General features: G+C 36.2%; 26 protein-coding genes. 18 read left to right on the plus strand and 8 right to left on the minus strand.

Annotated features, from left to right (window positions below; translation table 11 throughout):
- The first annotated feature begins 112 nt into the window (after nt 1–112).
- The 5 genes from MRY82_05285 to MRY82_05305 all read left to right on the plus strand — a co-directional run bounded on the left by MRY82_05285 (nt 113) and on the right by MRY82_05305 (nt 5,057).
- Nucleotides 113–1,708: a glycerol-3-phosphate dehydrogenase/oxidase gene (locus MRY82_05285; protein MCI5072338.1), complete on the plus strand. Its 1,596-nt coding sequence runs from the start codon at nt 113–115 to the stop codon at nt 1,706–1,708.
- A gap of 67 nt (nt 1,709–1,775) precedes the next feature.
- Complete coding sequence (locus tag MRY82_05290; protein ID MCI5072339.1) at nt 1,776–3,470, plus strand: chloride channel protein; 1,695 nt, start codon at nt 1,776–1,778, stop codon at nt 3,468–3,470.
- A 101-nt stretch (nt 3,471–3,571) separates the two neighbouring features.
- Nucleotides 3,572–3,952 (plus strand): hypothetical protein, encoded by a 381-nt coding sequence (locus MRY82_05295; protein MCI5072340.1) that lies wholly within the window; start codon nt 3,572–3,574, stop codon nt 3,950–3,952.
- Between the two features lie 18 nt (nt 3,953–3,970).
- Nucleotides 3,971–4,258, plus strand: coding sequence for a hypothetical protein (locus MRY82_05300; GenBank protein MCI5072341.1), 288 nt, complete (start codon nt 3,971–3,973; stop codon nt 4,256–4,258).
- A gap of 61 nt (nt 4,259–4,319) precedes the next feature.
- Nucleotides 4,320–5,057: a Crp/Fnr family transcriptional regulator gene (locus MRY82_05305; protein ID MCI5072342.1), complete on the plus strand. Its 738-nt coding sequence runs from the start codon at nt 4,320–4,322 to the stop codon at nt 5,055–5,057.
- Here MRY82_05305 and MRY82_05310 read toward each other — a convergent pair.
- Complete coding sequence (locus MRY82_05310) at nt 5,054–5,725, minus strand: sulfite exporter TauE/SafE family protein (protein ID MCI5072343.1); 672 nt, start codon at nt 5,723–5,725, stop codon at nt 5,054–5,056. The genes MRY82_05305 and MRY82_05310 overlap by 4 nt on opposite strands.
- An 86-nt stretch (nt 5,726–5,811) precedes the next feature.
- Between MRY82_05310 and MRY82_05315 the strand changes: the two genes are divergently transcribed.
- The 7 genes from MRY82_05315 to MRY82_05345 all read left to right on the plus strand — a co-directional run bounded on the left by MRY82_05315 (nt 5,812) and on the right by MRY82_05345 (nt 13,333).
- Entirely contained in the window at nt 5,812–8,166 is a 2,355-nt protein-coding gene (locus tag MRY82_05315) for a heavy metal translocating P-type ATPase metal-binding domain-containing protein (protein ID MCI5072344.1), read from the plus strand.
- 28 nt (nt 8,167–8,194) lie between these two features.
- On the plus strand, nt 8,195–8,347 hold the full coding sequence (locus tag MRY82_05320) for a hypothetical protein (GenBank protein MCI5072345.1): 153 nt from the start codon (nt 8,195–8,197) through the stop codon (nt 8,345–8,347).
- Entirely contained in the window at nt 8,337–10,616 is a 2,280-nt protein-coding gene (ccoN, locus tag MRY82_05325) for a cytochrome-c oxidase, cbb3-type subunit I (protein ID MCI5072346.1), read from the plus strand. The genes MRY82_05320 and ccoN overlap by 11 nt, the downstream gene beginning before the upstream one ends.
- Nucleotides 10,617–10,622: 6 nt before the next feature.
- Entirely contained in the window at nt 10,623–10,793 is a 171-nt protein-coding gene (locus tag MRY82_05330; GenBank protein MCI5072347.1) for a hypothetical protein, read from the plus strand.
- Nucleotides 10,790–11,350: a c-type cytochrome gene (locus tag MRY82_05335; GenBank protein MCI5072348.1), complete on the plus strand. Its 561-nt coding sequence runs from the start codon at nt 10,790–10,792 to the stop codon at nt 11,348–11,350. The genes MRY82_05330 and MRY82_05335 overlap by 4 nt, the downstream gene beginning before the upstream one ends.
- Before the next feature lie 51 nt (nt 11,351–11,401).
- Nucleotides 11,402–12,775: a cytochrome c oxidase accessory protein CcoG gene (gene ccoG, locus MRY82_05340; protein ID MCI5072349.1), complete on the plus strand. Its 1,374-nt coding sequence runs from the start codon at nt 11,402–11,404 to the stop codon at nt 12,773–12,775.
- Between the two features lie 102 nt (nt 12,776–12,877).
- Complete coding sequence (locus tag MRY82_05345; GenBank protein MCI5072350.1) at nt 12,878–13,333, plus strand: universal stress protein; 456 nt, start codon at nt 12,878–12,880, stop codon at nt 13,331–13,333.
- A 60-nt stretch (nt 13,334–13,393) separates the two neighbouring features.
- Here MRY82_05345 and MRY82_05350 read toward each other — a convergent pair whose 3' ends face one another.
- From MRY82_05350 to MRY82_05360, 3 genes are read right to left on the minus strand one after another with little or no spacing between them, the layout of a single operon-like run.
- Nucleotides 13,394–14,011: a TIGR02466 family protein gene (locus MRY82_05350; protein MCI5072351.1), complete on the minus strand. Its 618-nt coding sequence runs from the start codon at nt 14,009–14,011 to the stop codon at nt 13,394–13,396.
- A 60-nt stretch (nt 14,012–14,071) separates the two neighbouring features.
- A complete protein-coding gene (gene pruA / locus MRY82_05355) occupies nt 14,072–15,697 on the minus strand; it encodes an L-glutamate gamma-semialdehyde dehydrogenase (GenBank protein MCI5072352.1) in 1,626 nt (541 codons plus the stop codon).
- A gap of 30 nt (nt 15,698–15,727) precedes the next feature.
- Nucleotides 15,728–16,168 carry a hypothetical protein gene (locus tag MRY82_05360; GenBank protein MCI5072353.1) on the minus strand — a complete coding sequence of 147 codons (441 nt, stop codon included), beginning with the start codon at nt 16,166–16,168 and terminating at the stop codon, nt 15,728–15,730.
- Nucleotides 16,169–16,344: 176 nt separating this feature from the next.
- On the opposite strand from MRY82_05360, the gene MRY82_05365 reads away from it, so the two are divergent.
- From MRY82_05365 to MRY82_05380, 4 genes are all read left to right on the plus strand, one after another.
- On the plus strand, nt 16,345–17,352 hold the full coding sequence (locus MRY82_05365; GenBank protein ID MCI5072354.1) for a metal-dependent hydrolase: 1,008 nt from the start codon (nt 16,345–16,347) through the stop codon (nt 17,350–17,352).
- Between the two features lie 66 nt (nt 17,353–17,418).
- Nucleotides 17,419–17,793: a glyoxalase gene (locus tag MRY82_05370; GenBank protein ID MCI5072355.1), complete on the plus strand. Its 375-nt coding sequence runs from the start codon at nt 17,419–17,421 to the stop codon at nt 17,791–17,793.
- 84 nt (nt 17,794–17,877) lie between these two features.
- Nucleotides 17,878–18,537, plus strand: a complete 660-nt coding sequence (locus MRY82_05375; GenBank protein MCI5072356.1) for a glutathione S-transferase N-terminal domain-containing protein — start codon at nt 17,878–17,880, stop codon at nt 18,535–18,537.
- Nucleotides 18,519–19,433 carry a PIG-L family deacetylase gene (locus MRY82_05380; GenBank protein ID MCI5072357.1) on the plus strand — a complete coding sequence of 305 codons (915 nt, stop codon included), beginning with the start codon at nt 18,519–18,521 and terminating at the stop codon, nt 19,431–19,433. The genes MRY82_05375 and MRY82_05380 overlap by 19 nt, the downstream gene beginning before the upstream one ends.
- Nucleotides 19,434–19,448: 15 nt before the next feature.
- Here MRY82_05380 and MRY82_05385 read toward each other — a convergent pair whose 3' ends face one another.
- Genes MRY82_05385 through MRY82_05395 form a run of 3 tightly spaced genes read right to left on the minus strand, consistent with a single transcriptional unit; the run spans nt 19,449 to nt 21,515 of the window.
- Nucleotides 19,449–20,009 carry a class I SAM-dependent methyltransferase gene (locus tag MRY82_05385; GenBank protein MCI5072358.1) on the minus strand — a complete coding sequence of 187 codons (561 nt, stop codon included), beginning with the start codon at nt 20,007–20,009 and terminating at the stop codon, nt 19,449–19,451.
- 1 nt (nt 20,010) lies between these two features.
- A complete protein-coding gene (locus MRY82_05390; GenBank protein MCI5072359.1) occupies nt 20,011–21,000 on the minus strand; it encodes a hypothetical protein in 990 nt (329 codons plus the stop codon).
- Entirely contained in the window at nt 20,997–21,515 is a 519-nt protein-coding gene (locus tag MRY82_05395) for a dCMP deaminase family protein (protein MCI5072360.1), read from the minus strand. Before MRY82_05395 ends, MRY82_05390 begins: the two co-directional genes overlap by 4 nt.
- A 60-nt stretch (nt 21,516–21,575) precedes the next feature.
- Between MRY82_05395 and MRY82_05400 the strand changes: the two genes are divergently transcribed.
- Both MRY82_05400 and MRY82_05405 read left to right on the plus strand, forming a co-directional pair.
- The gene (locus MRY82_05400) at nt 21,576–22,676 is read left to right on the plus strand and encodes a DNA alkylation repair protein (protein ID MCI5072361.1); all 1,101 of its coding nucleotides are present in this window, start codon (nt 21,576–21,578) and stop codon (nt 22,674–22,676) included.
- Between the two features lie 186 nt (nt 22,677–22,862).
- A complete protein-coding gene (locus MRY82_05405; GenBank protein ID MCI5072362.1) occupies nt 22,863–24,329 on the plus strand; it encodes a DEAD/DEAH box helicase in 1,467 nt (488 codons plus the stop codon).
- Between the two features lie 15 nt (nt 24,330–24,344).
- On the opposite strand, the gene MRY82_05410 is transcribed toward MRY82_05405, so the two are convergent.
- Nucleotides 24,345–25,202 carry a pirin family protein gene (locus MRY82_05410; protein ID MCI5072363.1) on the minus strand — a complete coding sequence of 286 codons (858 nt, stop codon included), beginning with the start codon at nt 25,200–25,202 and terminating at the stop codon, nt 24,345–24,347.
- Between the last annotated feature and the right edge of the window lie 53 nt (nt 25,203–25,255).

Genomic DNA, 25,255 nt, shown 5'->3' on the forward strand with positions numbered 1-25,255 from the left:
TCTTATGAAGATAAAAAAATAATACAGGTCAGTTGTTTATTTTAAAAAGCGATTCACTGTAAGTCATAAAATACTGTACCCAAAAGAATAAAGCCATTAGACTGCTTTATACATGCAAAAAACAGATTATGATTTGGTTGTTGTTGGTGGTGGTATACAAGGGGCTGGTGTTGCAAGAGAAGCCGTGTTGCAGGGCTTAAAGGTTTTATTATGTGAAAAAGAAGACTTCTTACATGCAACCAGCAGTCAAAGCTCCAAACTTATTCATGGCGGATTAAGGTATTTGGAGTCCTTAGAGTTGAGCCTTGTCCATGAAGCGCTGAATGAAAGAAAAATAATCTTGGATAGCGCGCGGCATGCGGTCTATCCGCTAAAGTTTTTTATTCCAGACTATAGTAACAATCAACGGTCGTTTTTTTTGTATCGAGTTGGTCTATGGATGTATAAACTGTTGGCTGGGAAAAAAAATATTGGTTCTTTTGGAGTCGAAAACGGAGAGATTATTCAAAAAAAATATAGCATCTTCAAAGAGGACTTTAAAAAAGCAGCTTACTATTATGATGCCAGAACCGATGACTTTAGGCTGGGTCTAGATTGGTTGCTGGATGCACAAAGTAAAGGGGTGAATTGTAAAAACTATACTGAAGTAAGCCGTATAAAAAAAAATCACAAGGGTTATAGTCTTCAACTGAAATCTATGGGCTTAAGTCATACCGTGACCACAAGAACAGTCGTCAATGCTGCTGGACCATGGGTTAATGTTGTAGATCAAAAAATAGAGCATGCGTCACGCTATAAAGTAAAGTTTGGTAAAGGGGTTCATGTTGTCTTTGAAACAGAACTTTGTTTAAAAGAAGCTTTTTTACTGGAAGTTCCCAATGAAAAAAGGATCTTTTTTATTTTACCATGGAAAAAAAATAGAATTTTAGTAGGCACAACCGATACCGAATACAATCAAAGTCTAGAGCAAATAAAGGCAAATCAGAATGATGTTGAGTATTTAAAGCATGCTTTACAACACTATCTTAAGACCGATTATTTAAGTCAACTAAAGCCAGTTGCCTTAATGGCAGGTGTTAGGCCTTTGGTGATGAAAAGTGCAAAAAGTAGCCAAGAGCTATCCAGGGGCTATAAAATTGAACCTACATTAAAGGGCATGTGGAATATTGTTGGCGGTAAATACACTGTTTTTAGAGAAGTCGCTGAGAAAGTTGTTGATCAAGTTCTGCGCTACTTAAATAAAGAACAGCAATGTGATTCACGCAGGCATCCGCTTTCAAATTCACCTGAGCAGAGCTTAGAACAATTTATTGAAAGCAACAAAGAAGCTATCGTCAAAAAATTAGGCATTCATGCAGCACATGCGCAAAACCTTTTAAAACGTTATGGTAAGCATTGGCAAAAACTACAACCTTATTTTAAAACACAATCTAAAGATGATATTAAGCCTTGGAATAAAAATTTTCCTTACTATCCTCAAGAGCTTGCTTACTCCATTGAGCATGAACATTGTAAAACCCTTGAAGATTACATGATGAGAAGAACCAGTCTATTCTATACGGAATCCAGTGGAGTAGAAATCATTGATGATGTGCTCAGAGTGTTTCAAGAAAAAAAAGTGATTGGTGCTGAATCAGCTGAAAAACAAAAAAACAATTACCTGATGAAAGTCCATGCCATGAAAGAAACTATAAAAAAAGTGTTTTAAATTGAAGTTAAATAAAAGCCTCTAGACGAATTAAGTAAAGCATAGTAGGGGCCTGTTACTGGGTTTTATGGATAGAGTAGATCAACAGTTTAATTATCGATTGAATATTTATGCTTTGGGTGTTGGCGTTGTCTCGGCGTTTGGGGCCATTGCTTTTAGGGCAATGATTGCCTTTGTGCAAAATATTCTATTTAAGCATCAGATTGACTTTACACTCATAGATCACTTAGAGCAAAGCCGAGAAATATGGTTTATTTTGCTGCCGGTATTTGGTTTTATTTTATCCCATACATTGATTGAAAAATTTGCTTCAGAAGCAAGGGGACACGGAGTTCCTGAAGTTATAGAGGCTGTTCAACATAAGTCTGGCGTCATTCGTAAACCTGTGGCTTTAGTGAAAACCTTAGCCTCAAGTTTGACCATTGGTTCTGGTGGTAGTTTGGGAAGAGAAGGACCTATTGTTCAAATTGGTGCAGCGATTGGTTCTTTTTTGGGGCAAAGTTTAGGCCTTAAACAACAAAATTTAAAAATTTTGGTTGCCTGTGGTGCTTCAGCCGGAATTGCAGCGACCTTTAACACACCGATTGCCGGTGTAATTTTTGCTATTGAATTGATTTTATTAGAATGGCGAGCTAAATCATTTATTCCACTGGTGGTATCTACCGTTTTTGCAACCTTAATTTCACGCTATTATTTGGGTAATCAACCTGCATTTCTTGTTCAGACTTTTTCTCTTAAAACCAATACAGAGATTGTTTTCTATTTGTTTCTTGGGATTATCACGGCAGTTGGAGCCTATTGTTTTGTCAATGGAATTGAATGGGTAGAAAGTAAAATTAAACATATACTAAGGAATGCCTGGTTGAGAGCGTTGGTTGGTGGCCTAATGGTGGGAACGATGGCTTATTTTTTTCCACAGCTTTATGGTGGGGGCTATGAAGCCGCCAATGCTATCTTACATCAAGAGCTAGCGGTTTATTTGTTGCTGCCTTTGTGTGTGTTAAAGATTATTTCAGTTGGCTTAACTCTGGGCAGTGGCGGTTCAGGAGGAGTCTTTGCGCCTTCATTGTTTATGGGAGCTTTGATTGGAGGCCTGTATGGTGTTTTTGTGCACGCATTATTTCCTGATATCACCATGCCTTATGGAGCGTATGCTTTGGTTGGGATGGGCAGTTTTTTTGCTGCCGTATCACGGGGAACTTTCTTTTCAATTGTGATTTTGTTTGAGATGACCCGAAACTACTCCATTATTCTTCCAGTTATGTTTGCCTGTGTTGTTGCTGACCAGGTCTCGGTAGTTTTAATTGGTAAGTTTTCGCTGTATGCGAGACATCTACAGCAAAAGAAATTACCGTTTGCTACAGACTTTAGAGTTGACCCTTTTGAAATGACCTCGGTAGACAAAATCATGGTAACGCAAATTGATTGTATCAAGTCTGGAACCTTGGTTATCAATGCTTGGCAAAAGGCAAGGCAAAGTAAGCACAGCGTTTATCCTGTGGTGGGTAAAGATAAGCTGTTATTGGGCGTCATTTCATACTTTGATTTAGAATTGTTGCAGAAAAAACATGGTCAGAAAAAAGTAGATGAGGTTATGAAATTGAAATCATGCATTGCTTTTATTGATGAAACTGCTAGGACTGTAATTGAGAAGTTAGATCAATCAAGAGATCCACGTGTGTTTATTGTAGAGAGAAACAGTCATAGGCTTTTGGGAGTGGTTACGCCGACGGATTTGATCAGATATCACGATGAAGCTTGAGCTTCTTTTATTTCGTGTAGCAAGAATATAAATTAATGTGCTGTCTTTAGTTAGTTTGCAAGTTAAAGTAAAAAGAATATAAAAAATACGGAGTGTAATGAATGAAGTTAAACTATTTATACAAAACCATGATTTTTTTTCAATACATTATAAAACCTATGATTAGCTATAAAACTAAGCGTTATCAAGCTCAATGTGCAGCAAAGTATATAGAGCTGGGGATGCAAGTCCGTAAACTATTTATCTGGACTATGGCGGCTTTTTCGTTGATGATGTTATCTGCAGTGTATTCTATGGTTTATTTTTTGGTTATTTTCCCAAATGAGAGTAATTACGTTGCAAGTCCGCAGTTTTGGTTAGCCTTGCTAAGCATAACAACAATTGTATTGACAGTTTTTACAGTGTGTTCACAATGGTTTTGGATAAAATTACTTAGAATAAATGAAATTTTATCCTATATAGAAATAGATAAAGATCAATAATAAGTTAGAGAGGTAACCATGGCAAAAAATATTTCATCAATTAAAAAAGCGCTTGATTTACTTAAAGAAGCCGCTCAGGAACAAAAAGACGATTTACAAACCCTGTTCTTAAAAGAATATGAAGAATTGGGCGATGTTATTTCTGGGCTAAAGCCAAAACTTGAAGAAACAGCCAAACAAGTCAATCAAAAAACACAGGATTTAGGTAAGGATGTTGTTGAAGCTACTCAGAAAGATCCTGTAAAAGCTCTAGGTATAGCGGCGGGTATTGGCTTTGTGCTTGGCTTAATGGTTAATAAAAAGTAACCAAAGTTACAACAAGTCTTTAGTTTTTTTAGTGCCTTTATTTATAAACATGATATAGATCATGTTTATGGAAAACAGTGCAGCCTATAAAGCATGTCATGCACACAACAAAGTCAGTTGTTTAACCTGCCCATCAAGAATGAATGGTATTTTTTCTGATCTGGCAGAAAAGCACCTTAAACAGCTGGATTTACATAAAAGTAATCATCATTACAAAAAAGGTCAGACCATTTTTTATGAAGAAAGTGACTGTCCAGGAGTTTTTTGTATTGTTTCTGGACAAGTCAAGTTGGTTAAAAATGGTGCTGAAGGAAAAGAAACACTGTATAAAATCATAAGTCCAGGAGAAGCGATAGGAGTCTATGATGTGATTTCAAAGCAAAGTTGCAATGTTACCGCCATAGCCATGCAGGATTCGGAACTTTGTTTGGTGGATAAAAATTTTATAAGCAGTTTAATCCAGCAAAATTCTGACCTTGCCTTAAAAGTTATTCAACAGATGACGCAAGATTTACACGACTTTGAAAACAGACTGAATGATATTCAAAATAAAGATGTACAACAAAGGATAGCCAAACTTTTATTTATTCTCAATTCCACGCACGGTAAAGATACAGAAAATGGTCGTTATTTAGATATTCAGCTCACCCGCTCGGATATGGCAGCTATGGTTTCAACTACACCAGAGTCTGTTATGCGAGCGTTATCTGAATTTAAAACCATGGGTTATGTTAAATTGGTAGCCAAAAAGATTTACATAAAAAAAATTGAAGACATAAGGCAGGTTGCTGAAGTTTAATGGTTGTGTGCCCCTCCATGAGAGTGCATAAAGTTCATCATAAAAATAAACAGTAAAGATACGCCTGCCAAGGCATGGTAAACGTATTGTTGGTTTTTTCTAGATAAAGACTTAAAAAACTTTAAACCCAAAATATTAACGCCAAACAACATAGGCATGGTTCCAATTGCAAAAATGCTTAGGCTTACAAGGGCTGTTTTAATGTTGGGTGTGGTTAGAGCAGCAATATAAGCCGCGTAAAGCATGCCGCAGGGAAAAATACCTGAAAAAAGACCCACACCAACGCTTTTGTGCTTTTTAGGGAATACTTTTATGGCTGAGCTTTGCAACTGGATGAACAGTTTTTTAATAAACAAAGGGGTAGAAAAAAGTTTAAAAAGACTATTGCTTAATATGACAATGATCAGAAAAACAGCACTTATTTTTTTAAGCTGCGGTGTTAAAAAGCTAGCGCCAATAAAGTAAAGTACAGTTCCAATAACAATGTAGGAAATCAAACGCGAAAAATTATACTTTATACTTTCTTTGACTGCAGAGTCATTGTCAGAGATAAAAAGCATGGCTATGGGGCCACACATACCAACGCAATGAAAGCTTGTTAAGAAGCCCAGTACAAAAAAAGAAGAGTAACTGGTTAATTCAGCTGCATGGTGTACACCGTGTTCCATAAAAATGCTTATACGCAAATTTTATGAAAAAAACATGATATTTCTCATGGTTTGTTTTATTGGAATAGGGTTAGAAGACGTTTGGCATGGCACAAGTATTGAAAAAACACAATGAAGCGCTTGAAGTGCAACCTGAACAATGTTTGCATTGTGAATTGCCTATTCCAAGGAGCATACAGTTAAAAAAGAGCCAGGAGTATCGTTTTTGTTGTACAGGTTGTGAGCATGTGTATGGCTTGATTCATGAATTAGGGTTAAAAAACTTTTACCAACTCAAAGATGCGGACTTTAATCCTTTTGTAAAAGATGATTTGCGTAAAAATAATTTAGAAGGTTTTGAAACATTTTACGCAGAACACAAACAGAGACTGATTTTTCATGTAGAAGGTATCCAGTGCTCAGCCTGTGTTTGGTTGATAAAAAAAGTAGCTAAAAAACATGATTTAAAAGTTAATGTTAATACCGTCGCTTCAAGCATTCATATCATTAATCAGACCCCTGATTTTGAAAAAACCAAAGAATTTTTAAAAACCATTCAATCTTTAGGCTATAATGTTTCGTTTGAAGAAAAAGTTACGCATAAAAATAGAGGACTGTTGATTCGTTTAGGTGTTTGTACGCTGCTTGCGATAAACATCATGGGACTGAATTTTGCCATTTATACCGGGCTAAATAAACAAGACGGACTATTGTATGATTTTGTGCAAGCTTTAATTATGGGCTTTGCAACGGTTTCATTTTTTGTTGGAGGGAGTTATTTTTTTAAAAAAACCTTCCGTGCAATAAAAAATAAAATTTTTCATTTTGATATCCCTATTACTTTGGGCATTGTACTTTCCTTTTTTGGCTCTTGGGCAGCATTTTTTTTGGGTTATGCAGAAAAAACATATTTTGATAGCATGAGTGTGTTTATAGCGTTGATGTTATTGGGACGGTTTTTACAAGAGCGTTGGTTAGAGAAAAGTAGAGCAAGTATATTAAATTCAGTTAATTTTAAAGGCTTGAAAGTTTTAAAATTATTATCCGACAAGACTTTAGATAGCATTGACTTTTCTGAGGTTAAAAAAGGAGACAAACTGGTTTTAAGATCAGGGGATATCGTTCCTACAGAAAGTAAAGTCATTGATCCGAATCTTTTAGAGTTTGATTACCAGTGGATTAGTGGTGAAAGTGATGTGATTCATCAATCAAAAGGTGATGTGGTTTGTGCTGGAGCAAGATACATTGGCTTACAGATGATCCATTTAGAAAGTTTGGAAAACTTTGAAAACTCCAGATTAAAAACGTTATCATCTACAGTCAGTCAATCCGAATATGGTGGAGAAATTAGTTCTTTAGATTTTTCCAAGTACTACACTCTTTTTGTTTTGCTATTGCTCACACTATCTTTTAGCTACAATATAATGAATAATGGCTTTGAACAGGCTTTTTTATCTGTTGTAACCATCAGTGTCATCACTTGTCCTTGTGCAATTGGGATAACTTTGCCTATTGTACAGTTTATTTTACAGCAAAAGCTTTTTAGTAAAGGGGTGTACATACAAAATGGTCAAACATTGAGTGCAATCGCAAAAATAACGGCGATCGTATTTGATAAAACCGGGACGCTCACTTTTTTAAATAAAAAAATCAGTAAAAGTCCATCATATCATCAACTAGCCAATGAAGAAAAAACAGTGTTGTTTAGTGCAGTTGCGCAAAGCAAACATCCGTTTAGTCAGCAGATTTTTAATCGTTTGCTAGAAGAGGGATTAACTTTATTGGATCTTGAAGTGACAGAGAAAATTGGTGAAGGGCTATTTTTTACTTTTAAAGGGCAACACTACTATCTAGGAAAAGACAAAACCAGTGATGAACCTTTGGTTGTGTTTATGAAAAATCAAAAAAAGCTTTGTGATTTTAAGTTCAGTGAAGTTTTACTTAAAGATAGTGAAGCTGTCATTAAAGACTTAAAACAAACTAATAAACTGTACCTTCTTAGTGGAGACAAAAAAGCAGCGGTGTTAAAGGTTGCAAAAAAACTTCATATCAATGAAGAAAATGTTCGATATGAATGCTTACCGCAAGAAAAGCTAGACTGGGTAAGAAAAAGGTTAAGTCAGGAAAAAACCTTGTATTTAGGGGATGGTCTCAATGATCTTGAAGCCATGCAAGCGGCATATATTTCTGGCGCAAGTTTGTCACAAAGCTTGGTGGCTGCAAGCAGTGCAAGTTTCAGCTTTAAACCTTTTTCATTATTGTGGCTAAAAGATTTTTTTGAATGTGGAAAAGTATGGAAAAAATTGGTTTATTTTAATTATAGTTTAGCTTTGGTGTATAACGTGTTGGTGGCAGGGTTAGCTACAGTAGGATGGATAGGACCTTTAGAGGCGGCAATCATCATGCCCGCTTTTTCAATTGCAGTCTTGGTGATTTCATCCAAACAAATTAAAAAAACCTGATACAAATCATCTTTTTATTATGAATATATTGATATTACTCATCGCAATTGGCATAGCAATCATCTTACTGGCAGGATACTTTTTTGTATTCACTGTCAAAAATGCAGAGTACGAGCATATGGATGATTCAGTGTGGTTACCATTTGATGATGAAGAAAGTGAGATAGAGCGTGAACAGTAAAGAGATTCATTTTGATGATTCGATTGTAAGACAGTTTTCTTGGGCGACCATGATTTGGGGTGCTGTAGGGATGTTGGTTGGAGTGATTGTGGCTTTGCAAATCGCTTTTTGGCAAACCAATTTTGGACCGTATCTTAGCTTTGGTCGATTAAGACCTTTGCATACCAATGCTGTGATTTTTGCTTTTGTAGGTAATATGATGTTTGCTGGGATTTATTATTCAACGCAACGGCTGTTAAAAACACGGATGGCCAGTGATCTGTTGAGTAAGTTGCATTTTTGGGGTTGGCAACTGATCATTGTTTTAGCGGCAATAACTTTGCCCTTGGGCTTGAGCCAATCTAAAGAATATGCTGAATTAGAGTGGCCTATTGATATTTTGGTGGTGATTGTTTGGGTTATTTTTGCCATTAACTTTTTTTGGACCTTGGCCAAGCGTAGAGAAAAGCATATTTATGTGGCAATCTGGTTCTATATTGCATCTATCGTAACTGTAGCTATTTTGTATTTGGTTAACAATATGAGTTTGCCGGTTTCATTGACCAAGTCATACTCTGTTTTTTCAGGTGTACAGGATGCTTTGGTTCAGTGGTGGTATGGACACAATGCCGTAGCGTTTTTCTTGACCACACCTATTTTGGGTATCATGTACTATTTTGTTCCAAAGTCTGTTGAGCGTCCTGTGTACTCGTATCGCTTATCCATTGTTCACTTTTGGGCCTTGGTTTTTATGTATATTTGGGCAGGACCGCATCACCTTTTATATTCAGCACTTCCTAGTTGGGCACAAAGTCTGGGTGTGATTTTTAGTGTGATGTTATGGGCACCCAGTTGGGGCGGAATGATCAACGGTTTATTAACCTTGCGCGGGGCATGGGATAAACTCAGAACAGATCCAGTGGTCAAATTCTTTGCAGCAGCCATTACTTTTTATGGAATGGCAACCTTTGAAGGCCCCATGCTATCTATTAAATCATTCAATGGATTGGTTCACAGTACAGATTGGATTATTGGTCATGTGCATGGCGGCGCTTTGGGTTGGAATGGTTTTATGGCTGCAGGAATGTTGTATTGGTTAATCCCGCGTTTGTATGGCACCAAGCTTTGGTCAAAATCCTGGGCTAACTTTCATTTCTGGATTGGCTTATTTGGTATTCTACTTTATGTAGCTGCAATGTGGGCCAGTGGCTTAACACAAGGTTTGATGTGGCGTGCACTTAATGCTGAAGGCACGTTATTGTACCCTAACTTTCTTGAGGCTATTACCAAAAGTCACTTGATGTACATGATGCGTTTGATCGGTGGTACTTTGTATTTGGTCACCTTTATCATGATGATCATTAACTTGTTTAAGACAGCCAGACAAGGGCAAGCCACTGACTATAAAATTCAAGTTGTTGAAGAAGAAAAAGCTGAAGAAGATTTGTCTTGGAAAAAAATAGTATTCAGTCCAATTTCTATGGTGGTCATTTTGGGCTTGGTGTTGATGTTTGGGTTGCTAACCAAAAGCTTATTACATTATTTTGTATGGATAGGTCTGGCGATTATTTTTACCGTGGCAGCCATCTTTACCTTTCTCAGTGCAAGAAAAGAGAAAGTCAGTTGGCATAGAGCCTTAGAGGGAAAAGCCTTACTGTTTACGGTTTTTACCTTGATTGCGGTTTTAATTGGTGGCATGGCACAAATCATTCCTGCCGTTATGGTTGATAAGGCCGTACCCATGAAACATAAAGCATCTGTATATAAACCCTTGGAATTGGTTGGGAGAGATATTTATATACGAGAAGGCTGTAATAACTGTCACACGCAAATGGTGCGTAGCTTACTGTCTGAAAGTATGCGTTACGGTCATAAGTCTGAAGCTTGGGAGTTTGCCAATGACTTTCCTCATCTTTGGGGATCAAAGAGAACAGGTCCAGACTTGGCAAGGGTTGGAAAAAAATATCCAAACTTGTGGCATTATAAGCATATGATTAACCCAAGATCTACTTCACCAGGCTCTAATATGCCCAGCTACGAGTTTCTTGAGCACTCTAAAGCAGATTATAGCAGCCTTACATATAAGATGCGTGCCTTAAAAAAACTTGGCGTTGATTACAGTCAAGACATGATCAATAATGCTGAACAGCTAGCGGCTGAACAAGCACAGTCTATTGTAGATGACCTTCTTGCACAAGATGAGGTTGATACATCTGCCGATAGTGAGCTTGTGGCATTGATTGCATACTTACAAAAACTGGGTGTCGATCGCAAAAACATAAAGGAGTAATAAGGCATGTTAAAAGAAATATTAACAGAAAATGCTTGGTTGAACTTAGCACTTGTTGCGCAGCTGTTCACTGGAGCTGTTTTTTTGGGTGTTTTAGCCTATGTTTTTAGTAAAAAAAATAAAGAGAAATTGACCAATGAGTCAACCGTCCTTTTTTATGAGGAGTTAAAACAATGAGTGATGAACAAGATAAAAAGATAGAAGGTCACAGTTATGATGGGATTGAAGAGTATGACAACAATCTCCCCAACTGGTGGTTGGTAACATTTTATTTAACAATTATTTTTTCTTTTGTTTATTGGACAAAGTACTATGTGTTTACTGATAAAGACCCTCAAGAAATTGAGTACTCACAAGCTTTAGAAAAACACGAGCAAAAATTGGCAAGTCTTCAAAAAGATGTCAGTGATGAAGATATTATTGCTATGGCAAATGACGCAGCAGTTATCGCTCGTGCAAAAGAAGCTTATGTAACCAACTGTCAAGTTTGTCATGGTGCAAATGGAGAGGGAGGCATTGGCCCCAACTTAACGGATGCAGCTTGGATTCATGGCTATGAGCCCAGTAAAATTATTCATACCATTAACCAAGGTGTTCTTGAAAAAGGGATGACCGCATGGAAAGGTGTTTTATCAGAAAGTACCATTCATGAACTTGCTGCTTATGTTATCAGTTTAGAGGGAAGTAATCCTGATAATGCTAAAGAACCGCAAGGGGACATTATAAAAGGCTAGTGCCACAGAATAAATAACTTAAAATGTTCAAACATTAAGGTAAGGTGCGGGATGCAATCGCCAGAATATACACATAAATCATCTATTCAAAAAGATGGGAGTAGACCTAAAATAAGGTTGGCGGATGTTAAAGGTTTTTTTACCCGATTTAAAAATAAAACCTTTACACTTATCATTATTATTTTTTTTGTTATTCCATTGCTTAAGTTTGGTGGAGAACGCTTCTTGCTTTTGCAAGTTGATCAACGGGTTTTCAATATTGCAGGCTTTGTTTTTAATGCCCAAGACGTATATCTGATCTTTTTTATTGTTACCGGTTTAGCCTTTTCTTTGTTTTTTATTACGGCTCTGTTTGGACGTGTCTGGTGTGGATACCTATGTCCACAAACCGTTATTTTAGAAGGCGTTTATAGAAAAATTGAGCGTTGGATAGAAGGTCCAAAAAACCAGCAACTTATTTTGGAAAAGTCAGCTTGGAATAAAGAAAAAATAATGAAGAAGGGGCTCAAATACTTTTTGTATGCTTTGGTTTCTTTGTTATTTGCTTTTGGTTTTATTTCTTACTTTGTTCCGCACAGTTATTATATAGATCTATGGCAGCATGGGCCCTCAACCCATCCAAATGTGTTTTTGTGGGGATTAATTTTAAGCTTCATTTTTTATGGTAACTTTGCTTGGTTCAGAGAGCAGCTTTGCTTAATCATTTGTCCTTATGGTCGATTACAGTCAGCGCTCACCGATGATGATACGTTTGTAATTGGTTACGATGAAAAAAGAGGAGAACCTAGAGGAAAGCTAAAAGATGAAAATAGAGGCGCCTGCATAGACTGTGGTCGATGTGTTGTTGTTTGCCCTACCGGAATAGATATACGTCAAGGTATGCAAATGGAGTGCATAGGCTGTGCAAATTGTATTGATGCTTGTGATGAAATCATGGAAAAAACCAATCAACCCAAAGGGCTTATTCGTTACGATTCCTACAATGGTTTTAATGGTGAAAAAACAAAGCTACTGCGACCAAGAATCTACGTTTATATGGTCCTTTTACTTATTGGTTTTTTAGTGTTTTCTGTTTTTTTAAGAAATCGGCAAAATTTTGAGGCCAATTTATTAAGGTTGAGTGATAGACCATACATACTCGAAGCCGGTCAAATTAGAAATGCTTTTGAAATTCACATAATTAATAAATCTGCACAAGAACAACGTTACACTATTGATGTTGAGTCAGAGCAAAAACAACTTGAAAGTATCATGCCTTTTAAATCAATTGTCCTAAAAAAGAATGAAGATAAGCGTATACCTCTGTTTTTGGTTTTAAATAAAGATATGTACAAGAAAGAGTTTGAAGTGAATGTTAAAATACATGTTGACGAGAATGAAAAAAAAGTTCCCATAAAGTTTTTAGGGCCTAATACCTTAAAATAAGCGCATGCTATGCTATAGAATAGACAAAAAAAACCATGATATATCTCATTGAATAACTTTATTTTTTTGTTATGCTTTCTTCAAAAGTCAAAAGGAGGCTGTATGAATTTTAAAAATATTTTACTTCCCATAGAGTTTAACGATACATCTAAACTTTTTTTAAAAGAGCTGCTCCATACCCATGAGTTTACTGAATCCAACTTTTATTTACTCAATGTGGTGGATATCTCTGATACCTATTTGTATTCTGGTAGACACCTGGGGATCCCTGCCAATCTATCTGATGAAATAGCTGAAGCGGCCAAACAAGATATGGAAGTGATAAAAAAAGAGTTTTTTTACGAAAAAGGAAACAGCAAGATATCCACGCATGTTCGCAAAGGTTTAAGTATTTCTGAAGAGATCGTGGATTTTGTAAAAAATAACGATATCGATCTTGTGATCATGCCTTCGCATGCAAGAAAAGGTTTGCAGCGAATGTTTTTAGGCAGTGTCACAGAACAAGTATTACGTGATTGTCCATGTCCGGTCTTAACGGTCAGAAACAGAGACGTTTAAGGCTTATAAATAAAATTGAAGTGATTGATACTGTGTGATGGCAGGGGAGATGGATTATATTTATGTCCAAGCATAGTTAAAACTAATGCTAACCCTGTCTTTTTTATTGTGAGACGCCGGTACTTCATGTCCAAGCCAACTCTCAAACAAGATAAGATCACCTGCTTTTGGGCTTATTGAGATGTGATTTAAATCTTTGTTAGGACAGGTATTCTTTTTTGGTGGGCAGGCCATCATTCTTGATAAACGTGGATCTTCAAACTTGATGGCCGCTGAGTTTTTTGGAGTTTGAACATAATAGGTTCCACTGATTAATGACAAGGGATGTATATGCTGGCTGTGGGTGACAGCTGCAGGCATAATATTGATCCAACAGTCCGTCATTCCCAGTTGTTTTATTGAGATATCGTAATGCAGTTTTTTTAAGTATTTTTGCACATGCGGTCTGATTGCGCTTTCTAAGTCATGAAAGGTAGAAGAAAACTGGTGCAGGTTATCCATGCTAGAATAAGAGGTGTAGCCCCCTATATAAGCATTTTTTGACCACTCTTGCCCTTCTATATCGTAATCTTTAACCTGATAACATTCTTTCAGCAGAGTTTTATTGAATGCAGTTGCCCCTTTATCTTGTAAGGCAGCTTGATAAACATAGCTTGGAAAAAATGTGTGTATGGCCATAGCTCAAAATCTTTCTATGTACCCAAAGGTAGCCGGTACCTTTGGGTACTTGTAAATTGTTTAGCCTAAGAAGGGGTAACGGTAATTGCTTGGTGCAGTAAAACTTTCTTTAATGGTTCTGGGTGATAACCATCGGTATAAGTTTAAAATGGAACCGGCTTTATCATTGGTTCCTGAGCCTCTTGCTCCACCAAAAGGTTGTTGTCCAACCACTGCGCCAGTAGGCTTATCATTGATGTAGAAGTTACCCGCAGCATACTTAAGGGCTTTGCTGCTTTTTTCTATAATATGTCTATCTTTGGCAAAAATACTTCCAGTTAAGGCATAAGGAGAGGTTTGATCTACAAGCTGTAGTGTTTGATCATAGTCAGCATCTTTATACACATAGATGGTTAATACAGGACCAAAAATTTCCTCTTCCATGCTTAAAAAATGTGGGTCGTTGGCAACAACAACCGTGGGTTGAATAAAGTAACCTTCTTCTTTACTGTATTCACCACCTGCAATAATTTGCGCGTCATTAGATTTTTTAATGGTGTCAATATAGCCAGCAATTTTATCAAACGCTTTTTCATCTATAACTGCATTGACAAAATTAGAAAAATCCTCAGGTGATCCCATTTTCATGGAAGCAACATCAGCTTGTAAATTTTCTTTAACGGTAGGCCACATGGATTCAGGTATATAGGCTCGTGATGCCGCCGAGCACTTTTGACCTTGAAATTCAAAAGCACCTCTTGATAAAGCCGTAACGACTTGTTCCGGGTTGGCACTGGGATGAACCATGACAAAATCTTTTCCGCCGGTTTCACCTACAATTCTTGGATAACTTTTGTAGTTTTGAATGTTATTACCAATGGTTTTCCATAAATTTTGGAAGACTTCAGTACTGCCAGTAAAATGAAGACCAGCAAAATCAGCATGATTAAAAATAACCTCACCGGCATCTTTACCGCTAACAAAGATTAAATTAATAACCCCTTTGGGTAAGCCAGCTTCTTCAAAAATTTTCATGGTTAAGGCAGCTGAATAGATTTGGCTTTCTGCTGGTTTCCAAACCACAGTATTGCCTAACATAGCCGGACAGCTGGGTAAGTTACCTGCAATGGCTGTAAAGTTAAAAGGTGTAAGAGCAAAAACAAAGCCTTCTAAGGGTCTGTATTCCATTTGATTCCATACGGTGTCACTGCTTTGTGGTTGATCTTGATATATTTGCGTCATGTAATGCACATTAAAACGTAAAAAATCAGCAAGTTCTGCAACAGCATCAATTTCTGCTTGATAAATATTTTTTGATTGGCAAAGCATGGTTGCTGCATTCATTTGATGTCTATAAGGGCCACTGATAAGATCAGCTGCCTTTAAAAAAATGGCTGCTCTGTCTTGCCAAGGCATATTTTCCCAAGAGTTTTTTGCAGCTAATGCAGCGGAAACTGCTTGTTCTACATGTTCTTGATTACCTTTGCAGTACTGTCCAATTGTTTGTTTTAGATTGTAAGGAGAGACCATGTCAATGGTGTTAGATGTGGAAACTTTTTCCCCATTGATGGTCATGCAAATTTTATCTTGCTGTGACTTCATTTTGGTCAAGGTTGCTAAAAAGTCTTCTTTTTCTTTAGACCCAGGAGCATAATCAAGAACGGGTTCGTTGATAGGGTAAGGGCTTTGATAAAATGCATTAGACATAGGTTTTTCCTCTCTTTTTAGTTTATAGTGCTATGGTTTTATTGACATGCTGATGATTTTGACACTGTAGTCTTTATCTACACATGGCTTATCTTTACTGGGTATGCATTTGAGCATTTGATTTTTATTTGTAAGCTTTTTATTCAACCTGTAATTTTTTTTAACAAGCTTCTTATCTTTGGTAAGGTGGCCAGTAACAGGAAGACCTAAAGTGTCTTTTGGTGCATAATTTTTGTACCGCACAGTGTTTGCATTGAGTTCTTCTAAATTCCCTTCGACACCAATAAAAAACTCACTCAATGAAGCGCTACTGTCTTGAAAAGATCGTCCTAATGCAAATGCTCCAGACTCAACCAGTTTGATGAATGCTTCAGATGTTTGCTTTGGTTTTTGACTAAGACTCACTTCTATGTCACCTAGTGTGTTTTTAATCAGTAAAGTTTTAAGATGGTCTGTTTTAGATTTAGCCATGACAGTGTTTGTAAGGAAAAACACAAAAAAGCCAATAAATAAAAATCGTATACCGATATGCATGCTAGCAATATCTAACAATAGATGACTTGCTTGTAAAGATGCTTTTGCGAAAAATAATATGATTTTAAAATGAATTGAGGGAGTTTTTATTTGAAAATTGATATGTCTTAAGCATGGATCCAATTTCTCAGGGTGTTTTTGGGGCAAGTTTTAGCCAGAGCACTGTAAAACAAAAAGTTAATTTTAAAACAGCGACAATTCTAGGGTTTTTATCTGCAATGGCCCCTGACTTAGATGTTTTAATAAGGTCGGCTGAAGATCCACTTTTGGGCTTGGAGTATCACCGCCAATTTACCCATTCCTTGCTTTTTATTCCTCTGGGCGGGTTACTTTGTGCCTTGATAGCAAGTGTTTTTTTAAAAAAGAAATTAAGTTTTTGGCAGATCTATCTTTTTTGTACAGTTGGTTGGGCAACGCATGGTCTTCTTGATGCCTGTACAACTTATGGCACCTTATTGTTTTGGCCATTTTCATACCAGCGAATAGCATGGAATAATGTTTCTATTATTGACCCTTTATTTACCTTACCCTTGTTGTTCTTAATGGCGATGACACTGATAAAAAAGAAAAAAGTCTATGCGCAGTGGGCGTGTCTTTATAGCCTGGCTTATCTTGGTTTTGGTTTAGTTCAGGGGCAAAGAGTCAAGGGCTATGTGCAAAGTAAGATAATAGAACGGCAACATAGCGCTGAGAAAATTATGGTTAGTCCTTCTTTTGCCAATTTATTATTATGGAGAACAGTATATGAGCATAACGGCCATTACTATGTTGATGCAGTTAGAGCGGGTTTTACACAACACATGTTTTCAGGTGAAAAAATTAAGAAGCTTCAAAAGTATGAAGATTTGCCATGGCTTGAGCGGGGTAGTACACAAGACCAAGATATAGAGCGCTTTCGATGGTTCACCAATGATTACTTAGCTTGGACAGATAAAAACCCTTATATGATTCAAGATATTCGTTATGCCATGTCTCCACGATCAACACAAAGTTTATGGGGTCTCAGTCTGTCACCAAGTATGCAAAATAAACATGCTCAATTTGAACGGGTGTCTAAAGATTCTTCAGCAGATAGAGAACAGTTTTGGGAGATGCTGTTGTATAAGGCAATGAGCAAGTAACTTTAAAAAAATTTGGTATGCTTGGTTTGTCATAAGTAACAGGATATTAAAGTATGAAAGGACAGCATGGTTAGCGCAATTGGAATGGTCTGTAAAAATATAGAACAAACAATCAAATTTTATCAGTGTTTGGGTTTAGCATTTAAACAAATGGGGGGGCCAGACCACTACGAAACATTTAATGATAAAGATTTTAAAATTATGTTGGATTCAGAAGATTTAATAAAGAAACTTTATCCTTCCTGGCAAAGACAGCATAATCAAAATATAAGCTTATGTTTTGAACAAAAAAATCCAAAAAACGTTGATCAAATTTTCTTTGATTTAATTGAACATGGAGGCACAGCGATCAAAGAGCCTTGGGACGCTTTTTGGGGTCAACGTTATGCATGCCTATTGGACCCCAATGCAAATCAAATAGATCTTTATGCTGAATTATAATTGGACGGTTGACAAACTGTTTTGGTGAGTACTATCTTTAAGTGGGGATTGTCTTATTAACACCAATAACTAAAAAGGTTATCAATGAAAAACACATTACAGCTTTATTCACTGGCCACACCCAATGGACAAAAAGTATCCATTTGTCTTGAGGAAATGGGTTTGGACTATGAAGCGCATACGATTAATATATTAAAGAATGAACAGTTTACCGATGAGTATAAACAAATAAATCCCAATTCAAAAATTCCAGCATTGATAGACCCAGCAGGCCCTGAAGGCAAAAAAATAACATTGATGGAATCTGGAGCAATTTTACAGTATTTAGCAGAAAAAACAGGGATGTTTTTACCCAAAGAAACACAAGCCAGGTTTGAAGTAATGCAGTGGTTGTTTTTTCAGATGGCGGGTGTTGGCCCTATGTTTGGTCAGTTTGGACATTTTTATAAATATGCAAAAGATCAATGTAATCATCCTTATCCAGTTGAACGCTACAGTAAGGAAGTGAAACGTTTATTATCTGTTATAGATAAACAGCTTAGCAGTCATTCTTATATTGCGAATGATAATATAAGTATTGCAGATTTTTCAATTTATCCGTGGCTTAAAGCTTTAGATCAATTTTATGAAGCTCAAGAACATTTAAACCTTAATGAATATAAATATATTAGCTCTTGGTTTAATGAATTGTCAGAGCGACCAAAACTGAAGAAGGGGTTAAACGTATGTCCTTTTCCAGAGTAAATTTCTTGAAAATAAAAAAAATAGCGTTAATAGCATTTCTTGGAAGCTTTTTATTTACTGCATGTTCAAGAAATATTGAGACAATTAATCATGACTTGAAGAAGCAAGATAGCGTTTTTTTGGTTTTGGCGCATCCAGATGATGAAACAATGTTGGGCGGCCTGTTATTAGAATTGAAACGTTTGAACATACCTGTCTATGCAATGTATATTACTTCGGGCGAAGGTGGAAAACGTTTAACATTAGATGCTCAAGGGCAGTGGATGGCTAAAAGTATTGATGCTTCTAAGCTTAAAGAAGTGCGTGAACATGATCTTGAACAAGTTGCCACCAACTATGGTATTAAAGATTACTTTTTATTAGAGCAAAAAGACACTCCCTTACGCAATAAAGATGGCTTGCCCATAAGAGAAGGTAAACTGTTTTTAGAAAAAAATATCTGGCAAAAAAAAATGATACAAAAAAAATTAGTATCTTTATTGAGCCAATATCAGCCAAGCTATGTGATTGCTATGAGTTTAGATGAACATACACATGCCCATCATAAAGCCAGCCGTTTAATATTGGATGAACTAAAAATAACTCAAAGGTTTAGCTTTATTAAAGGAGTCTATGCATTCACAGAAACCGGTTGGATAAAACCAAGCTTAAAGGATGAAAAAAAGTTTCCAAAATTAACTCTAGATAGAAAACAAAACCTTCCTGGTTCAAACATAGATTACGCAACACTCAATGCACAGGTAGCTGGCGGACATTATTCACAGCACTCCGGTCATACGGGACCATGGTCGCACAAAGAAGAGTTTTATCAAATAGAAGGGAGCTTACTAGAGTTTTATAAGTTTCTATGCAAAAGCCGTAACTGTAATCAAAGGATACAGTATACAGAGCAATAAAGCTCATGATAGGGGCTATTTTTTTAGGTGTAATAGCCAGAGAATAGGAGCGTTGTTTTTCTTTATATCGTGATGCTCAGTATAAATATAGAGTGTTTGCTGATTGATCCAGCTCTCTATGCTTTCTTTTTCCTCTTTCCCTTGTCTATGTCCTGGATACGCTAAAACTGAAACTATACCACCTGGCTTGAGTAATTGTGAACATTGATCCAATGCCAGTAGAGTAGTTTTTTCTTGGGTGCAAATAGTTTTATTTTGGCTTCCAGGTAGGTAACCTAAATTAAACATAATAAGATCTATTTTTTTGTAAAAGCGTTTAGGAATGAAGGCAGTCATTTTTGAATGTGAAGCTTGAAAAAAACTGAGCTGTTTTTTGTTTAAGTCGTGAGCACATTTTTTTTGTGTTGTTAATATTGCTTGTTGTTGGACGTCAAAGGCAAAGACATGCCCTTGTGCTTGAGTATTTTTCAATAAAAAAGCTGTGTCATGCCCATTACCGCACGTCGCATCAATACTGTACAAGAAAATTTTTTGATGTTTAATAATTTCTTGATGACACATTTGGGTTAGTGACATTTTAAGAGCGCCTTGTTTTATTTAAAGAGTTGATGAAACTATGTGCATGATGAGGAATTTCCAAGCAACCTTTACTGCCAAAGCCATTGAATAGCCAAAGTCTTGAATCTTGAGGAGAAGTTTGAATCAGTACTTGTCTGTTGACAGTTGTTGGCCTAATGCCCGTATAATGATTTTTTAACGTAAAGACTTTTTTGCTGATTGGGAGCGGGGCTTTAGAAGTGAACAAGGCATACTCTTTTTCTGTATTCGCTTGATATTGAATACCCCAGTGATAACTTGCACCTAAATAAAAGTGCTGATCAATGTTAAAGTTAGGTACTAACCAGTGCCCCCAGTTATAGAAAGATTTTTCTAAACCTTGTATTTCAACATTCATGATACTGCCTTTTGAAAGCTGAAAAAGATCATGTTGAAAAAATGGATTGTATATATTTTGGTAGCCTTCACAAAAAATGAGTTGATAAAATGAACTGTTTTTGTAGATAAGGTTATTTTTTTTGAATTGAAGTTGCGTGTAGTCAAATTGTGCACTTTCAAAATCAGAATTTTTTTTGAAATAATTTTTACTTAGCTTTAAAAAATTTCTTACATTTACACTTGCAGTATCGTGAATATAAATCTTATCTTTTGTATGAAATTGAAAAGACTGAGGAAACTGTAGTTGTCTTTTTAAATAATAGTCATATTGCTCTGAGGAAGATAAAAACCGGTGTTGTATGATAGGATGAAATAAACGAGTATTTAATTTTTTTTCTATTGCTTGGTAAAAATTTTTTGCCTTTAAAAATTTTTCAAAAAAATTATCCGTTAGTTTTAATCTTGGTCCAGTAAAGGGATTGATGATGCCCGCTGAAACAATTGAAGAAGAACCTCTGTGTTCATGGTCAATGATTTTAAGTGTATAACCTTCTTGAATCAGGGTGTGCGCTAAGATGCTCCCTGCTAGCCCCTGACCTACAATTAAGAAATCATAGGTTTTTTGCTTCATGATGAAAGAGGTGAAAAATTAATTTGATGAACACCGTGTTCAAAGCGATTGAGCAGCTGTAAGTATTGCGCATGTAAATCTGGATCTTGCGCTTTCCAAGTGTCTTGAATAGACCAGGCTTCAATGTAGATGATTTTAGAGATTTTTGCCTGCAGCATGGCTTTGCTACAATTAAAGCAAGGTTGCATGGTGGTGTACATGGTGCTGTTTTCTGTTTTGATACCAAAACGTGCAGCACTTAAAATAGCATTTTGCTCAGCATGAACACATATACAAATATCATAAGCTGTTCCAGAAGGGTAAGCCCCTCTTTTATTGCAACGTACACAACCACCATCCAAACAGTTTAGAGTGCCTTCAGCTGTCCCATTATAACCAGTTGAGATGATTCGATTGTCTACAACTAAAACTGCACCCACTTGACTGCCTTTACAGTTGGCTTTGGCTTTAACTGCCAGAGCTATATTGAGATAATATTCATCCTGAGTCATAAGCGCTTTTTTACCATTGATCATAAGAAGGAACAAGTCTTGCTAAAATAAACAAAACTGGCGTATATAAAAACAGAAAAAATTATGGAGCCCTTTAAAAATATATATAACTCAAACAGTATAGCAGACCTTGCACACGCTATTTATAGCATTGAGCAAGGTTTTAAGAAAAAAAGTTTTATCAATAAATCCATGTCCAATCTGGAGCAATTAGAAATGAAGCAACGTGTTGTGCAAATAGCACAAGCTTTAGAAGATTGTTTGCCTGGCAACTACAAGCAAAAACTTACGGCATTGTTAAAAAGTGTTAAGTCAGATAAAAATCCTTCAGGCGTAGAGGGTTTTTTATTATGGCCATACACTTATTTTATAGAATGCTATGGTATGGATGACTTTGAAAGCTCGATGCATGCTTTGTATGTCATCACACAGCAGTTTACCAGTGAATTTGGTGTAAGACCTTTCTTAGAGCACTATCCAGATAAAGTTTATGGTTTATTTAAACAATGGGTACATGATCCAAATGAACATGTGAGACGTTGGGTCAGTGAAGGTTTAAGGCCTAATCTTCCCTGGGGAATGAAGATTTCACATATTAAGAAAAATTTAAAAAAAAATATAAGGCTTATTTCTTTACTTAAAGATGATGCATCACTTTATGTCAGAAAAAGTGTGGCCAATCATTTAAACGATATTGCGGCTTTGGATTCACAACTGCTCTTAGATACAGTTGAGAAGTGGCCTTTAAATAAAGATTACAGAAAAGTTTTAGTAAAAAATGCTTTGAGAAATCTTATTAAGCAGGGTAATCCAAGGGCTTTGAAAATATTAGGCTTTGATCCAAAAGCAAAAATCAAACTTAATAAATTAAATCTATCAAAAAAGAAAATCAGAGAAGGTGAGAGTCTGGTTATAAGCTTTGAACTGATTAATGAAAGCAACACTCAACAGGCACTGATGGTTGATTATGTCTTGTATTACATGAAAAAAAATGGAGAGCTTTCTCCCAAAGTTTTTAAACTTAAGCAACTTCAATTGGCCAAAGATCAAAGGCTTGCATTGGCTAAAAAGCATACTTTTAAATTGGTTACAACCCGAAGACATTATTCGGGAAAGCATAAGATTGAGATTCAAGTGAATGGACAGAGAAAAGGATTTGTAGACTTCATCTTGAGTGTAGAATAGGCATGAAAACGGAGCTTGCTTTAATTGTAAGATGCATGCTATAGAAGCTTGGAAATTAATTAAGTTAGGAATACATTTTAAGGAAATAGCTCGGTTTTTGTTTTTAGACTTTGTTTGTCTCGTCTATAGAGTTCAATGAACAGTTCATCCGTTATTCAAATATAAATTTTAAGGTAACAGAATATTGTGAAAAATATAACATCATTTAGTGATCTTGGCTTGTCAAAAAAGCTTATTCAAGCCATTGAAGGTTTGGGCTACGTCAAGCCAACAGAAATTCAAGAAAAAGCCATTCCCATGCTTTTGCAGGACAGTCAAAAAGATTTTATAGGACAAGCACAAACAGGAACCGGTAAAACAGCAGCATTTATGCTACCTATTTTGCAAAAAATAAATATAAAAAACCAACATGTCCAAGCGCTGGTTCTTGCACCCACTAGAGAGTTGGCTCAACAAGTGGAAAAAGAGACAGTTAAGTTTGCCAAACATTTAAATGTTAAAACTTGTTGTGTCTATGGTGGGTCTCCCTATAAAAAACAAATTCAAACTTTGAAAAAAGAAAAGCCCAGTATTGTTGTAGGAACACCAGGAAGAATCAAAGATTTAATTAATAGAGGTGTTTTGGTTTTAGACAATGCCAGTCATTGTGTTTTAGATGAAGCCGATGAAATGCTGAATATGGGCTTTTTTGATGATATCGAAGAAATTTTGCAACAGTTTAATGAACAACGTCAGTTGGTCATGTTTTCTGCAACTATGCCAAAAGGTATTTTAAAGCTGATCGATAAAACCTTCAAGGCCTATGAACGAGTCAACGTAGAAAAAAAACAAGAAGATTATAACAACATTAAACAACAAGCCTTTATTTGCGAGCAGAAGTATTTTTTGGATGCGCTTTTACGCATATTAATTCAGCTGGATGAAGTCTATGGTATTGTTTTTTGTAATAAAAAAATAGAGACACGTGACGTTGGAGAAAAGTTAAAAACTTTTGGCTATAAAGTGGATATTCTCAACGGTGATCAAAGCCAGGAAGAACGTCAACGCTCTATGCAAAGTTTTAAAAGAAAAAAACAAGGCTTACTGGTTTGTACAGATGTTGCAGCAAGAGGCATAGACATTAACAGCATTAGTCATGTTTTTAACTATGGTTTGCCTCAAGATGCTGAGATTTATACCCATAGAATTGGCAGAACTGGACGTGCTGGTCAAACCGGAATTGCTTATACCATTGTTGATTTTAGAGATACCCGGCAGTTCAAGCGCATTGAAAAAATGACAAAAAATAAAATTGAGCTTAAAGATATTCCTAATACAGAACTGTTAAAGCAAGAATACTTTAAAAAAACATTGCAGAATATTGAAACCTACTTAAAAGATTCTCAGACCAATCCTTTTATAGATGAAAATAAAAAACTTTTCTCAAATTTTCAGCAATTGTTTTCAAATTTTAAATCAGAAGATCTCATTGCATTGATGTTTCAGCAAAGCTTTCAATATAAGTTTGCTGAATTTGAAGAGTTAAAAAATATGCAAACGCTAACATTTGCTCAAGAAAAACCAAAAAGATCTTATAATAGAAAAAGTAAGTTTAAACGCGGTCCCAAAAGCAGCAAGTTCAATAAAAAGCCTCTAAGAAAAAGAAAAAGATAAATCGTTTAAATCTGTTTATTTTTCTGTTGGTAAAGGAATGCGAAGCTCTTCTGGTTCGTTGAAGGTTTTATCAAAAGCATCGTTTTGCCAGCGCTGCTTTGCTTGTTCTATCATGTCTTGCTCACTGGCAACAAAGTTCCACCAAATATATCTTGGCTCAGGAAAAGCTTTGCCACCAAATAACATAAAGTTAGAGTTGGCTTGAGCTTTTAAATTGATCTGCTCCCCGGGTGCAAAAAATGCCAAGTCACCCATACCAAGTTTTATATCATCAATGGTGAGATGCCCTTCAGTAATATAAAGGGCCGATTCGTGTTCAGGATCAAATGAATAACGGGTCTGGGTATCTTTGATACAATGCGCTTGAAGATAAAATAATGGAGAAAAGGTGTGAACTGGAGAATGGTGAGACTCATAGTCTCCAGCAACCAGAGTGTGTTGTATAGCATTGCGCTCAAATTTTGGTAGTTCAGCTGCGTCATAATGTTCAAAGCTTGCAGAAGTATGTTCATCTTCTTTTGGCAGAGCCACCCAAAGTTGAATACCTTCTAGAATACCGGGTTTTTGTGATCGTTCACTGTGCGTAATACCTCGACCAGCTGTCATCCAGTTGACTTCACCAGGCTTAATTAAACACTCATTATTTAAGGAGTCTCGATGCAAAATACTACCTGAAAACAAATAGGTCAGAGTAGAAATGCCAATATGAGGATGTTGACGAACAAGCATTTCTTGTCCTGTTTTTAAGTCTGCTGGGCCCATATGATCCCAGAAAATAAAAGGGCCAATCATTTGTTTGTTTGAAGAAGGTAAGGCTCTACGGACTTTAAAACCATCTCCTAAATCTTTTTCTTTAGCTTTAAGCGTCTTCATATCAATGATATATAACAAATAAGTATTTTTTTAAAATTTAAGGTGAGGTTGTC

It is taken from the genome of bacterium, assembly GCA_022763185.1.
Classification (GTDB): Bacteria; Bdellovibrionota_G; JALEGL01; order JALEGL01; family JALEGL01; genus JALEGL01.

What these genes read in the sequence shown, in the direction of transcription:
- MRY82_05285 (MCI5072338.1), top strand. Translation starts at nt 113, where the DNA reads ATGCAAAAAACAGATTATGATTTGGTTGTTGTTGGTGGTGGTATACAA.
- MRY82_05400 (MCI5072361.1), top strand. Translation starts at nt 21,576, where the DNA reads ATGGAGCCCTTTAAAAATATATATAACTCAAACAGTATAGCAGACCTT.
- MRY82_05315 (MCI5072344.1), top strand. Translation starts at nt 5,812, where the DNA reads ATGGCACAAGTATTGAAAAAACACAATGAAGCGCTTGAAGTGCAACCT.
- MRY82_05380 (MCI5072357.1), top strand. Translation starts at nt 18,519, where the DNA reads ATGTCCTTTTCCAGAGTAAATTTCTTGAAAATAAAAAAAATAGCGTTA.
- ccoG (MCI5072349.1), top strand. Translation starts at nt 11,402, where the DNA reads ATGCAATCGCCAGAATATACACATAAATCATCTATTCAAAAAGATGGG.
- MRY82_05300 (MCI5072341.1), top strand. Translation starts at nt 3,971, where the DNA reads ATGGCAAAAAATATTTCATCAATTAAAAAAGCGCTTGATTTACTTAAA.
- MRY82_05290 (MCI5072339.1), top strand. Translation starts at nt 1,776, where the DNA reads ATGGATAGAGTAGATCAACAGTTTAATTATCGATTGAATATTTATGCT.
- MRY82_05385 (MCI5072358.1), bottom strand. Translation starts at nt 20,009, where the DNA reads ATGTCACTAACCCAAATGTGTCATCAAGAAATTATTAAACATCAAAAA.
- MRY82_05360 (MCI5072353.1), bottom strand. Translation starts at nt 16,168, where the DNA reads ATGGCTAAATCTAAAACAGACCATCTTAAAACTTTACTGATTAAAAAC.
- MRY82_05365 (MCI5072354.1), top strand. Translation starts at nt 16,345, where the DNA reads ATGGATCCAATTTCTCAGGGTGTTTTTGGGGCAAGTTTTAGCCAGAGC.
- MRY82_05335 (MCI5072348.1), top strand. Translation starts at nt 10,790, where the DNA reads ATGAGTGATGAACAAGATAAAAAGATAGAAGGTCACAGTTATGATGGG.
- MRY82_05305 (MCI5072342.1), top strand. Translation starts at nt 4,320, where the DNA reads ATGTTTATGGAAAACAGTGCAGCCTATAAAGCATGTCATGCACACAAC.
- MRY82_05410 (MCI5072363.1), bottom strand. Translation starts at nt 25,202, where the DNA reads ATGAAGACGCTTAAAGCTAAAGAAAAAGATTTAGGAGATGGTTTTAAA.
- pruA (MCI5072352.1), bottom strand. Translation starts at nt 15,697, where the DNA reads ATGTCTAATGCATTTTATCAAAGCCCTTACCCTATCAACGAACCCGTT.
- MRY82_05370 (MCI5072355.1), top strand. Translation starts at nt 17,419, where the DNA reads ATGGTTAGCGCAATTGGAATGGTCTGTAAAAATATAGAACAAACAATC.
- MRY82_05375 (MCI5072356.1), top strand. Translation starts at nt 17,878, where the DNA reads ATGAAAAACACATTACAGCTTTATTCACTGGCCACACCCAATGGACAA.
- MRY82_05295 (MCI5072340.1), top strand. Translation starts at nt 3,572, where the DNA reads ATGAAGTTAAACTATTTATACAAAACCATGATTTTTTTTCAATACATT.
- MRY82_05390 (MCI5072359.1), bottom strand. Translation starts at nt 21,000, where the DNA reads ATGAAGCAAAAAACCTATGATTTCTTAATTGTAGGTCAGGGGCTAGCA.
- MRY82_05330 (MCI5072347.1), top strand. Translation starts at nt 10,623, where the DNA reads ATGTTAAAAGAAATATTAACAGAAAATGCTTGGTTGAACTTAGCACTT.
- MRY82_05350 (MCI5072351.1), bottom strand. Translation starts at nt 14,011, where the DNA reads ATGGCCATACACACATTTTTTCCAAGCTATGTTTATCAAGCTGCCTTA.
- MRY82_05395 (MCI5072360.1), bottom strand. Translation starts at nt 21,515, where the DNA reads ATGATCAATGGTAAAAAAGCGCTTATGACTCAGGATGAATATTATCTC.
- MRY82_05310 (MCI5072343.1), bottom strand. Translation starts at nt 5,725, where the DNA reads ATGGAACACGGTGTACACCATGCAGCTGAATTAACCAGTTACTCTTCT.
- MRY82_05345 (MCI5072350.1), top strand. Translation starts at nt 12,878, where the DNA reads ATGAATTTTAAAAATATTTTACTTCCCATAGAGTTTAACGATACATCT.